Origin of the sequence: Staphylococcus argensis, assembly GCF_002902305.1 — a bacterium.
Classification (GTDB): Bacteria; Bacillota; Bacilli; order Staphylococcales; family Staphylococcaceae; genus Staphylococcus; species Staphylococcus argensis.
Genome location: NZ_PPPX01000001.1, coordinates 556067 through 567641, shown reverse-complemented (window position 1 = coordinate 567641; position 11575 = coordinate 556067). Strand labels below are relative to the sequence as shown.

The following is an 11575-nucleotide window of genomic DNA, read 5'->3' as shown; positions in this document are numbered from 1 at the left end:
ATCAAGATCATTTTTACCATCAAGCTTATCCATTAATTTCTGCTTATCTTGCTGAATATCAGCCATTTCTTTATCAACTTTATTAATGACTTTCTCCTTACCTTGTGCATCTTCAATTTGGTGATTATAGGCTTTCATTTCACCTTTATCTGTCGTACAACCTGCGAGAAGTACTGCCGAAGCTAGGATGGCACTCATACCATATCTTAATTTCATTATGTTTACTTCCTCCTTTTTTATCAGTGTAATCGTAAAAAATTTTTCTTGCAAAAGCAACTAGAATACTGTATCTTGTCGCGTCAAATTTGGTATAGTGGATAATTAAGGAAGGTGTATGACTAATGTTAACTATGAAAGATATCATTAAAGATGGACATCCTACATTACGTGAGAAAGCGAAAGAAGTTGAACTCCCATTATCAGATGAGGAACGTGAAACGCTACAAGCAATGCGCACGTTCTTGATTAACAGTCAAGATGAGGAAACTGCGAAGAAATATGGCTTACGCTCAGGCGTTGGTTTAGCTGCGCCTCAAATCAATCTCTCTAAAAGAATGATTGCAGTTTATTTACCTGATGACGGTAACGGTAAATCCTATGATTTAATGTTAGTTAATCCTAAGATTATGAGTCACAGCGTTCAAGAAGCTTATCTGCCAACTGGTGAAGGGTGTCTCAGTGTAGATAAAGATATTCCAGGATTAGTCCATCGTAATTACCGCATCAAAGTTAAAGCGTATGATATCGATGGAAACGAGTTGAAATTGCGCCTCAAAGGCTACCCAGCTATCGTAGTACAACATGAAATCGATCATCTTAACGGTGTGATGTTCTACGATCATATCGACGATGATCATCCACTCACACCTCATGAGGGTGCGATCGAAGCATAAAATGACAAAACAACGCGCTAAAGAGGACTATAATAGCCTCCTTAGCGCGTCTTTCATATTGATACGTTATTTCTCTCTTATTAAACTGGCATTACATAAAAACGTCACGTCGCTCACTATAAGGAATATGTAATTCTACTAATTTCTGCTTAATTGCTTCCATATCCTCTAATTCAATAAATTCAGGATCATGATGATGCTTAACTGCATACTGATTTCCATGAATATTGTCGACCACTTCATCATATTCGAAAAACATGATGACCTGTTGTTCTCTCACTTCAAATATAATTTTTTGCAACAGTTTATCCTTGCGCCCTTTTTCCCATTCGATGTCCTCGATCAGTTGTTTCAAAGTTGCCATTATAATCCCCTTCTTTCTCAGGATACCAATTATAGGAATAGTCTTATCATAGCGGATACGCTCGTCCATTTACAAGCAATCTTCTACGCGAACGACTATGTTCGGTCGTTGGGTATATGTAGAAATTGTCATTCCATCATTTCCTCTTTGCATTTTAAAATAAGTGTTCAAAACCTTGTAGTGTATGGGTTTCGGAGAATTTTACAGAAACGAGTTGTAATATTCTGAACATTAGTGTAATATAACTTTAATAATATACGCTTGAACAATAGGGGTATGTTCACTCATAAACAAAGTATATTATTCACTCTAAAGTGACTGTGGAGAAAAACAATGGCAAAACATCTAAGAAGAGAACTGAGCAACCGTCATATCCAACTCATTGCGATTGGCGGTGCTATCGGGACAGGGTTGTTCTTTGGATCAGGGAACACCATTGCTAAAGCAGGTCCCTCAATACTCTTTACGTACATGATTGTAGGATTTTTCTTATTCTTATTTATGCGAGCAATGGGAGAAATGTTACTCGCTAAGACAGGTTTCAATACGTTCACAGATATTGCACATGAATATTTAGGACCATTCGTAGGATTTGTGGTCGGTTGGTCATATTGGATGTCGTGGGTCATCACAGTTATGGGTGATTTAACGGCTATCGCACAGTATATCAATTACTTCAATCCCAATATACCGAACTGGCTGACGTGTTTCTCTGTATTAATATTTTTACTCGTACTTAACTTATCAAGTACGAAGATCTTCGGAGAACTCGAATTCTGGTTCTCGATTATCAAGGTTGTGACTATCCTTGCCTTAATCGTTGTAGGAATAGTGTTAGTGGCGTTGGCATTCAAGACGCCAACGGGTGCACACGCTTCCTTCTCTAACCTATACTCACATGGCGGCATGTTCCCACATGGTATGAGCGGCTTCTTGATGTCATTCGAAATGGCGGTTTACGCGTTTATGGGTATCGAATTCATCGGTATCACAGCGGGTGAGACGAAAGATCCTGAGAAGACGTTACCACGTGCTATTAACAGCGTACCGCTGCGTATCATTATTTTTTACGTCGGTGCCCTCGCTGTCATTATGATGGTAGTACCTTGGACGCAAATTAATCCTGAGAACAGTCCGTTCGTTTCATTATTTGCATTGGCAGGTGTGCCTTTTGCAGCACTACTTATCAACTCAGTAGTCTTAACAGCTGCTGCTTCATCTGCTAACAGTGGTATTTTTACGAATAGCCGTATCCTATTTAGTCTAGGAGATAAGCAACAAGCACCTAAGATGATGGTCGCTTTGTCGAAACGCGGCATCCCTCAGAATGCGCTCATCGTGACATGTATCTTGATTTCAATCACGGTGATTCTAAACTTCATCATTCCTGATGGTGAGAAGGTCTTTGTTTATATCAGCTCTGTCGTTACATCCATCACGATTGTAGTATGGGCGCTCATCGTTTGTGCTTATATTAGTTATGTGAAAAAGGATAAAGCTTTGCATCAAGCAAGTAAGTTCAAATTACCAGGCGGTGTCTTCGCTGCTTACTCAGTAATCATCTTCTTTATCTTTATCGCGATTATCTTGCTATTCGATCCTGAAACGCTGATTGGCTTTATCTTATCGCCAGTATGGTACAGTGGTGTTGCTATCGCTTACTACTTCCATAAGCGTGCACTTTCTAAAGATCCCGATCGGTTGGCAAAACTATAAGTTGCAAGGCTGAGTATAACAGTAGATTTGAAATAATGATTTAAGCTATGAAGCGCTCGAACATGATGAGTTACTTCATAGCTTTTTTAAAATGCGAAAGAGGCTACTTCAAGTTTGCAACTTGTTCTTTATTAAAGTATGAAGTAACACAGACACCTCCATGTTACCGTGTCTTCTAAGGAGAATTCTCTGTCCTATTGCGAACATAACCCCTCCTTTTTTAATTTCGACTCCTCCTAACTCAAACAGCTCTATAAATCATAGATTTCTGTTCTACTCTCCCTCCTATTAAAATAAAACTGCTTTATTTATTTATTCACATAATGTAAAATAAGAACTAACTGAAATTGAGATGAGTAACTCAAACACTTACGCTTTTGCACAGATAGCATCACTCATTTTATCTATCTTAAATGATGATTAATGATATACGATAAATGCATCTATTTATATCAGTTGCAAAGCATCACGAGTTTATAGCTCATTTCACTACGAACGACATCAATTATCCCTGGAAACATACTGGGCAGAAAGCTGGTATGTTCTCTTTCTTTTTAGTAACATTACCTATTTTGATAGAAATAAGTTCAATTTATTTCGTACCAAGTATTCAACCAGGGAGTTAACTTTAATTATTTTTAAAAATATAAACAAGTAATATATAGGAGGAACTGTAACAAATGGCAGTATTTAAAGTATTCTTTCAACATAATCGCAATGAAGTAATCGTACGTGAAAATACACAAACGATTTATGTTGAAGCGCAAACAGAAGAACAAGTTAGACGTTATTTGAAAGATCGTAATTACAATATCGAATTTATCACTAAATTAGAGGGCGCACATTTAGATTACGAGAAACAATCTGAAGATTTCAATGTGGAGCAAGCTGAATAATGAAGCAAATTCACAATAATGAAGTTGCGGTATACGCACTTGGTGGCTTAGGTGAAATTGGTAAGAATACCTATGCCGTCGAATACAAAGATGAGATTGTCATCATTGATGCGGGAATTAAATTCCCGGATGACAACCTTCTCGGTATCGACTATGTGATCCCTGACTATACTTATCTTGAACAGAACGAAGATAAGATTGTCGGTTGTTTCATCACACACGGACACGAAGACCATATAGGTGGTGTGCCCTATTTACTTAAACAAATTAATGTACCTATTTATGGTGGTCCACTCGCTCTCGGTTTAATCCGCAACAAACTTGAAGAGCATCATTTATTACGCACGACGTCTCTCAACGAGATTGATGAGGATAGTGTGATTAAATCTAAGCATTTTGAAATTTCATTCTACCTCACTACGCACAGTATTCCTGAGGCTTACGGTGTGATTGTTAATACACCTGAAGGTAATATCGTTCACACAGGTGACTTTAAATTTGATTTCACTCCAGTAGGCGAACCTGCGAATATGGCTAAAATGGCTAAATTAGGTGAAAAAGGCGTACTTTGTTTGATGTCCGACTCAACCAACTCTCTCGTTCCAGATTTTACACTTAGTGAAAGAGAAGTTGGGCAAAACGTTGATAAAATTTTCAGAAACTGCACAGGACGTATCATCTTTGCAACGTTTGCATCGAATATTTATCGTGTGCAACAAGCGGTTGAAGCAGCGATTAAATATGATCGTAAAATCGTGACGTTCGGTCGCTCTATGGAAAATAATATCAAGATTGGTATGGAACTCGGTTACATTAAAGCACCGCCAGAAACATTTATTGAACCGAATAAGATTAATAGCGTGCCGAAGCATCAGTTGCTCATCCTTTGTACAGGATCTCAGGGTGAACCGATGGCGGCGCTCTCAAGAATCGCGAATGGTACACACAAACAGATTAAGATCATTCCTGAAGATACTGTTGTGTTTAGCTCTTCACCTATCCCAGGTAATACGAAGAGTATCAACCGTACAATCAATGCGCTTTATCGCGCAGGTGCTGAAGTGATTCATAACAAAGTATCGAATATCCACACATCTGGTCACGGTTCTAAAGTCGACCAACAATTGATGTTACGTTTACTCAGACCGAAATTCTTCTTACCTATTCACGGTGAATATCGTATGTTGAAAGCTCATAGTCAAACAGGTATTGATTGTGGTGTGGATCCGGACAATGTCTTTATCTTTGAGATTGGTGACGTACTTGCGCTCACTCACGATTCTGCTCGTTACGCTGGTCGCATTCCATCAGGCAATGTGCTTGTCGATGGTAGCGGTATTGGCGATATTGGTAATGTCGTGATCAGAGACCGTAAGTTACTATCAGAAGAAGGTCTGGTCATTGTAGTCGTAAGTATTGATTTCAATACCAATCGTCTGCTTTCTGGTCCAGATATTATCTCTCGTGGTTTCGTTTACATGCGTGAGTCAGGTCAACTCATTTACGATGCACAGAAGAAGATTAAGACCGATGTCATTGGCAAGTTGAATCAGAACAAAGATATTCAATGGCACCAAATCAAATCATCTATCATTGAAACGTTACAGCCTTATCTTTACGATAAGACAGCACGTAAACCGATGATTCTTCCGGTGATTATGAAAGTGAACGAACATCAATCAGGTTCTCATCATCACAAGAAAACGTTCAAACCTTCTTACAAAGGTTTCCGTAAAGGTAAAAATAAAAAACAAGATAAATCATAGTGAAAAAAGGTCGCAAACCCATTCGAGAGTTTGCGACCTTTTACATGATATAACTTAACCTCTAACGACTTTCTTCTCGAAGCGACTCAAATCATTGTCGTGACCAATCATGATTAAGATATCTCCAAATTCAATACTAATATTCGGATCCGGCGAAACGATAATATCACGTCCACGTTTAATCGCTATGATACTAATACCATATTGTGCACGAATATCCATATCGATGATGGACTGACCTGCCATCTTCTCGCTCGCTTTAATTTCAACGATGGAATGTTCATCCGCAAGTTCAAGATAGTCTAAGACACTTGCGCTCGCCACGTTATGCGCGATACGTCGTCCCATATCACGTTCAGGATGAACGACAGTATCTGCACCAATTTTATTAAGAATCTTCGCATGATAATCATTCTGCGCCTTCGCAGTGACCTTCTTCACACCAAGCTCTTTCAATATCAAGGTAGTTAACGTACTAGATTGAATGTTCTCCCCTATTGCGACGATGACGTGATCAAAGTTACGAATCCCTAAACTTTTCATCACCGCTTCGTCAGTCGTATCCGCGACCACTGCATGTGTAGCAATATCGCTATATTCGTTGACGCGATTCTCGTTGAAATCAATCGCCATAACATCCATATCTAAAGCATTCAGTTCTCGGACGATACTGCCACCGAAACGTCCAAGACCGATAACGACGTACTCTTTATCCATAAGTTGCCTCCATAATAAATAAGATGAGAATGATTTATCTGTGAGTATTCTAACGTCATTAGCGTATAGTAAAACACATCATATTTCAATCATTCTCACCTTAAAAGTTCAAATTCTATTTTTTACCTTTCACATAACCTTTATCGAAAATAAACAAACGCATCAAGAATAAAAGTGATGGCAAGAGTAGCAAGAAACCAGCTATAAACGCAATGATTAAGGCTAATGCCATGCTACCGTTGGCTGCACCATGTTCTATGCTAACGTATGGATAAAGAATGTAAGGCATTTTACTCAATCCATAACCAAGGAAAGCAAAGAACACTTGTAAGATGACCATGATAAAGGCAAAGCCATGCGCAACTTTAAAGAGCGCAAGTAACATCGCGATGACGAAACATATTAAGCTTAACGCAAACATCCACCAATAATCTTGCACTGCGGTTAAGAAGTGAGAATGGTTCTGAATTCTTAATGTTAAAAGTACGAATAAAGACATCGCAATCATCGGTGGTCCCCAGAAGATGAACCAATATCTCACAAGTTTATACGCCTTCCAATCCTCTGCCTTGGCTGCATAATACGTTAGGAACCCTGCTGAAATGTAAAGCACGGTAAGTACAGCGAGAAAGACGACAGCCCATGAGAACGGACTTAAAAAGAGTTCTGTCCAATCTAAATCAATATGATGCGCATACTCGTGAATATAGCCCCCTTCTGATACGGTGAAAGCAACCGACAGAGAAGCTGGTATAAATAAACCCGCTAAGCCATAGAGGGCAAGCCACGGTAATTTCGTGTCAGGACCATAGTTCTCAAAGGCGTAGAAACCGCCGCGAATCGATAATAGAATGAGCGAAATAGACGCTGGTACGAGTAGAACGGTGCCCATATATTTCGCTGTATCTGGAAAGAACCCAACTATTCCGACGAAGAAGAAGACGAAGAAGACGTTTGTCACTTCCCAGACCGGATTTAAATAGCGCGCAATCAGGTGATTAATACGTTTATCTTGATGTGTAATCTTCGCATGCAACGTAAAGAATCCTGCTCCATAATCTATTGAACCGATGATGATATAGCAGAATAAGAATAGCGATAAGACTAATATTCCTACGTGTGCGTAATCCATTAGTGGTCACCTCTTTCTGAGGAAAGTTCGTCGATCTCTTTGTAAGCAGGTTTGTTTCTGAACATGCGTATGAGCACGTAAGACGCCGTAACGAGAAGGACTAAATAAAGTAATCCAAACAGAATCGTTACTAACGTGAGTCCACCTGCTTGTGTAGCTGCCTGTGCTACTTTCATATAACCTCTAATTATCCATGGCTGACGTCCCTGTTCAGTTAAGAACCAACCAAACTCAATCGCTAAGAGTGCAGCTGGCCCAGTTAGTATCGCTGCATAAAGCAATGGTTTCTTGAAAGTCCATCGACGTAACCGTTTAAAGATCATCGTAATAATAAATACGGCTGACACAATAAAGCAGAATACGCCCATTGCGACCATCAAGTCAAAGTAGTAATGGACAATCATCGGTGGAAGTTCACTTGCTTTAAAGTCATTTAAACCTTTGACTTTCGTATTGACGTTATTGTCGGCTAAGAAGCTCAGCAACCCTGGTATTTTAACTGCGCCTGAAACTTCCTGTTTATCTTCATCCAACACCCCGAAGAACACGAGGTCAGACTTACTTTGTGTATCAAAGTGCCATTCATACGCAGCAAGTTTCTCCGGTTGTTCTTGATGTAGGAATTTCGCTGACATATCTCCAGCAAGCATTGAACCTAACGTGAAGATCAAACCGAGAATCATCGTTAATTTCAAGGCTTTCTTATGATAAGCAGCATCTTTTTTAAATTTATTCTTTAACAGTTTGAAAGCAGCAATCGTTGCGAGCACGAAAGCCATCGTCATCAAGGCCGTTGCGACGACGTGGAATGATCTCACTAAGAACGAATCATTAAACATCGCAGCCCACGGTTCGACGTTAATCATTCTGCCATTCTTCATTTCAAATCCTGCGGGTGTATTCATGAAGGAGTTAACTGAGGTGATAAACAATGCTGAGAAGGAACCACCTAGTATCACTGGGATACTAATAATGAGATGGGTCCATTGACTTTTGAAACGATCCCATGTGTAGAGGTAAATACTCAAGAAGATCGCTTCAAAGAAGAATGCGAACGTCTCCATAAAGAGTGGTAATGCGATGACGTGTCCACCAATCTTCATAAAGGACGGCCATAAAAGAGAAAGTTGCAAGCCTATAATCGTACCTGTGACAACACCTACGGCAACGGTAATCGTGTAGCCTTTCACCCACCGTTTCGCTAAAGTTAAATATTCAGGATCTTTCTTCTTAATCCCTAGAAATTCAGCGATAGCAAACATGAGTGGCATACCTACACCAATCGTTGCAAATATAATATGAACTGCTAACGTCATTCCTGTGAGAAAACGTGCAATTTCAACTGAATCCATAATATCACCTATATTTATATAAATATCATTGAGTTCTTACTCATGATTCTGTTAAATTATAAATCGACTACTATGCTAAATGAAATCATTTTGTTCATAAATTAAATGACAAATCTTTGACAACGCGCGGTTCAGACTACTTTCGTCTGTTCAGTGATTATGCTAATCTGTAATTATTCTACGCTTAAAAGGAGTATCACTATGAGTGAAATTGTTATTTATACCCAAGATGATTGTCCACCTTGCACATTTGTTAAAAATTACTTAACTGAACATAACATTGATTATACTGAGAAAAATATTAATCACGGTCCATATCGTAATGAGATGATCGATTATGATGCATTTGCGACACCATTTATTCTGTTAAATGGAGAGCCTATGTATTCTGTAGATATAGATAAAATCAATCACGCGTTTGGCATTGAGTAGAAGATTCAACCTCTGTTCGACAGAAATGAATATACTTATGTTATTCCTGATTATAAATGGAGCTAAACGTTGAAAAGTTTCAAAGCGGTTGATACTTTACTTGTTTTTAAATGTTTCATCCTCCCTTGCCAAACGAAACATCATTATCTCACTAAAAAAGAGCTTAAGTTGAATCTCTACACATTCAACTTAAGCTCTTGTTATATCAATCATAGTAATTGGAAATGTCTATTTTGTATAAGATTGAACTAAATCTTCTACTTCATCAGCAGAAACACAATCAATCGCACGATTAGCGAGTTCACGCATTTCGTTCTGACTTAATCCTTTGATTTGGCGACGTGCTTTGAGTACGGATGTCGCACTCATAGAGAATTCATCTAAGCCGAGACCGAGTAATACTGGAATAGCAGTAGCATCGCCAGCCATTTCCCCACACATACCTGTCCATTTACCTTCTTGATGTGAAGCATCAATAACTTGTTTAACAAGGCGCAAGATAGATGGATTATATGGTTGGTAGAGATAAGATACACGTTCTGACATGCGGTCAGCTGCCATCGTATATTGAATCAAGTCGTTCGTACCGATACTGAAGAAGTCTACTTCTTTCGCAAAGACGTCTGCTAAAGCGGCTGTAGCTGGAATTTCTACCATGATACCTAGTTCGATATCCTCAGCCACTTCTACGCCTTCTTTAATTAACTTCTCTTTTTCTTCATTTAAAAGTGCTTTCGCATCTCGGAACTCTTGAACTGTTGCAACCATTGGGAACATGATGCTCAACTTACCATACGTGGACGCACGTAATAACGCACGAAGTTGAGGTCTGAATATTTCAGGTTCGTTCAGACATAGACGAATGGCTCTATAACCTAAGAATGGATTCATTTCTTCAGGCAGATTTAAATAAGGTAACTCTTTATCTCCGCCGATATCCAACGTACGAACAACGACACGTTTTCCATCCATTTCTTGTAATACAGATTTATACGCTTCAAATTGTTCATCTTCTGAAGGCATTTCGTCTCTACCCATATATAAGAATTCTGTACGGTATAAGCCAATACCTTCAGCACCATTGTCCATTACACCATCAAGATCTTTAGGTGTACCAATGTTTGCCGCAAGCTCAACGTTTACGCCATCTACTGTAGTAGTTTCTTCGTCGCGTAATTTCTTAAGTTCTTCTTTATCTTTAAAGAAACGTTCACGCTTATTCTGATAAGCAATAACTTCGTCTTCTGTCGGATTGATAATGACTTCACCAGTTAAACCGTCTACGATAATCATATCACCTTGTTGTACTTCTTCAGTGATTGATTTCGTACCTACGACTGAAGCAATTTCTAAAGAACGACTCATAATTGCAGAGTGTGACGTTCTTCCACCGATATTCGTAACGAAACCTTGGACGAAGTCTTTGTTTAATTGAGCTGTATCAGAAGGTGTTAAGTCATTACCGATGATAACTACATTCTCATCAATCATACTTGGATTAGGTAATGTCACACCAAGAATGTGCGCTAAGACACGTTTAGATACGTCTCGAACGTCTGCGGCACGCTCTTTCATATATTCGTTGTCCATAGATTCAAAGATTGTTACAAATTGTGAAGTCACATCTGTCAATGCCGTCGGTGCATTCACTTGTTCGTTAGAAATCTTCTCCTCTACGGGTTTAATAATTTCTGGGTCGTCCAGAATGAGTAAATGCGCGTCAAATATCGCTGCTTTATCAGGACCAATATTTGCTTCAGCATTATTTCGAATCTTAGTTAATTCAACTTTAGAAGTATCGATAGCGTTTCGAAACTTGTTGATTTCTGCATCAACATCTGCAACCTTATCGCGTTCAAAGGATAAGTCTGGTTCAACGAGTAAATATGCTCTTGCAATTGCGACGCCGTCTGAAGCCGCAATTCCGTTCATACGTTGTGACATATTATTCTGTTAAACCTTCTTTAGATAAGATTTCAGTGATTGCTTCGATTGCGTCCGCTTCGTCGCTACCATCAGCATAGATTGTAATTTCAGCATCTTTGCCTACACCTAAGCTCATAACACCCATGATTGATTTAAGGTTAACTTTCTTACCGTTGTATTCTAATTGAATATCTGAATCGAATTTTGAAGCTGTTTGTACAAGCATTGTAGCTGGACGTGCATGAATACCTGTTTCGTCAATAATTACATATGATTTTTGTTCCATAATATGATGTCTCCTTCGTATAGTTAGAATCGTTCAGTTTAATTAAACTTTCTTAGCCTTATAACTAAACATTACCAAAATTGATATTGAAATTC

11 protein-coding genes and 1 pseudogene are annotated in these 11575 nt (G+C 38.8%); 5 read left to right on the top strand and 7 right to left on the bottom strand.

Annotation, left to right across the window (positions count from 1 at the left end):
* Window positions 1–216, bottom strand: a pseudogene (locus CD039_RS02850) (YkyA family protein); the annotation flags it as partial.
* A 125-nt stretch (window positions 217–341) separates the two neighbouring features.
* Between CD039_RS02850 and def the strand changes: the two are divergent.
* A complete protein-coding gene (def, locus tag CD039_RS02845; RefSeq protein WP_103371037.1) occupies window positions 342–893 on the top strand; it encodes a peptide deformylase in 552 nt (183 codons plus the stop codon).
* 91 nt (window positions 894–984) lie between these two features.
* Here def and CD039_RS02840 read toward each other — a convergent pair whose 3' ends face one another.
* A complete protein-coding gene (locus CD039_RS02840) occupies window positions 985–1257 on the bottom strand; it encodes a hypothetical protein (RefSeq protein ID WP_103371589.1) in 273 nt (90 codons plus the stop codon).
* A gap of 333 nt (window positions 1258–1590) precedes the next feature.
* Here CD039_RS02840 and CD039_RS02835 point away from each other — a divergent pair, with 333 nt between their 5' ends.
* From CD039_RS02835 to rnjA, 3 genes are all read left to right on the top strand, one after another.
* Entirely contained in the window at window positions 1591–2973 is a 1383-nt protein-coding gene (locus CD039_RS02835; RefSeq protein WP_103371036.1) for an amino acid permease, read from the top strand.
* A 680-nt stretch (window positions 2974–3653) separates the two neighbouring features.
* Window positions 3654–3869 (top strand): DNA-dependent RNA polymerase subunit epsilon, encoded by a 216-nt coding sequence (locus tag CD039_RS02830; RefSeq protein WP_002471871.1) that lies wholly within the window; start codon window positions 3654–3656, stop codon window positions 3867–3869.
* Window positions 3869–5635 (top strand): ribonuclease J1, encoded by a 1767-nt coding sequence (rnjA, locus tag CD039_RS02825; protein ID WP_103371035.1) that lies wholly within the window; start codon window positions 3869–3871, stop codon window positions 5633–5635. Before CD039_RS02830 ends, rnjA begins: the two co-directional genes overlap by 1 nt.
* 54 nt (window positions 5636–5689) lie before the next feature.
* Here the strand turns inward: rnjA and CD039_RS02820 are convergent, their stop codons facing one another.
* The 3 genes from CD039_RS02820 to CD039_RS02810 form a co-directional block, all read right to left on the bottom strand.
* Entirely contained in the window at window positions 5690–6352 is a 663-nt protein-coding gene (locus CD039_RS02820) for a potassium channel family protein (protein ID WP_002471883.1), read from the bottom strand.
* 115 nt (window positions 6353–6467) lie between these two features.
* Window positions 6468–7484, bottom strand: coding sequence for a cytochrome d ubiquinol oxidase subunit II (locus tag CD039_RS02815; RefSeq protein ID WP_103371034.1), 1017 nt, complete (start codon window positions 7482–7484; stop codon window positions 6468–6470).
* Window positions 7484–8836 (bottom strand): cytochrome ubiquinol oxidase subunit I, encoded by a 1353-nt coding sequence (locus tag CD039_RS02810; RefSeq protein ID WP_103371033.1) that lies wholly within the window; start codon window positions 8834–8836, stop codon window positions 7484–7486. The genes CD039_RS02815 and CD039_RS02810 overlap by 1 nt, the downstream gene beginning before the upstream one ends.
* Before the next feature lie 201 nt (window positions 8837–9037).
* Between CD039_RS02810 and CD039_RS02805 the strand changes: the two genes are divergently transcribed.
* A complete protein-coding gene (locus CD039_RS02805; RefSeq protein ID WP_103371032.1) occupies window positions 9038–9268 on the top strand; it encodes a glutaredoxin family protein in 231 nt (76 codons plus the stop codon).
* A 228-nt stretch (window positions 9269–9496) separates the two neighbouring features.
* Here the strand turns inward: CD039_RS02805 and ptsP are convergent, their stop codons facing one another.
* Both ptsP and CD039_RS02795 read right to left on the bottom strand, forming a co-directional pair.
* A complete protein-coding gene (ptsP, locus tag CD039_RS02800) occupies window positions 9497–11212 on the bottom strand; it encodes a phosphoenolpyruvate--protein phosphotransferase (protein WP_103371031.1) in 1716 nt (571 codons plus the stop codon).
* Window position 11213: 1 nt separating this feature from the next.
* Window positions 11214–11480 carry a phosphocarrier protein HPr gene (locus CD039_RS02795; RefSeq protein ID WP_002471864.1) on the bottom strand — a complete coding sequence of 89 codons (267 nt, stop codon included), beginning with the start codon at window positions 11478–11480 and terminating at the stop codon, window positions 11214–11216.
* Between the last annotated feature and the right edge of the window lie 95 nt (window positions 11481–11575).

Bases quoted from the DNA above. Each gene is read 5' to 3' on its own strand.
- CD039_RS02840 (WP_103371589.1), bottom strand. From the start codon at position 1,257: ATGGCAACTTTGAAACAACTGATCGAGGACATCGAATGGGAAAAAGGG.
- CD039_RS02810 (WP_103371033.1), bottom strand. From the start codon at position 8,836: ATGGATTCAGTTGAAATTGCACGTTTTCTCACAGGAATGACGTTAGCA.
- CD039_RS02795 (WP_002471864.1), bottom strand. From the start codon at position 11,480: ATGGAACAAAAATCATATGTAATTATTGACGAAACAGGTATTCATGCA.
- rnjA (WP_103371035.1), top strand. From the start codon at position 3,869: ATGAAGCAAATTCACAATAATGAAGTTGCGGTATACGCACTTGGTGGC.
- CD039_RS02830 (WP_002471871.1), top strand. From the start codon at position 3,654: ATGGCAGTATTTAAAGTATTCTTTCAACATAATCGCAATGAAGTAATC.
- CD039_RS02820 (WP_002471883.1), bottom strand. From the start codon at position 6,352: ATGGATAAAGAGTACGTCGTTATCGGTCTTGGACGTTTCGGTGGCAGT.
- CD039_RS02815 (WP_103371034.1), bottom strand. From the start codon at position 7,484: ATGGATTACGCACACGTAGGAATATTAGTCTTATCGCTATTCTTATTC.
- ptsP (WP_103371031.1), bottom strand. From the start codon at position 11,212: ATGTCACAACGTATGAACGGAATTGCGGCTTCAGACGGCGTCGCAATT.
- CD039_RS02835 (WP_103371036.1), top strand. From the start codon at position 1,591: ATGGCAAAACATCTAAGAAGAGAACTGAGCAACCGTCATATCCAACTC.
- def (WP_103371037.1), top strand. From the start codon at position 342: ATGTTAACTATGAAAGATATCATTAAAGATGGACATCCTACATTACGT.
- CD039_RS02805 (WP_103371032.1), top strand. From the start codon at position 9,038: ATGAGTGAAATTGTTATTTATACCCAAGATGATTGTCCACCTTGCACA.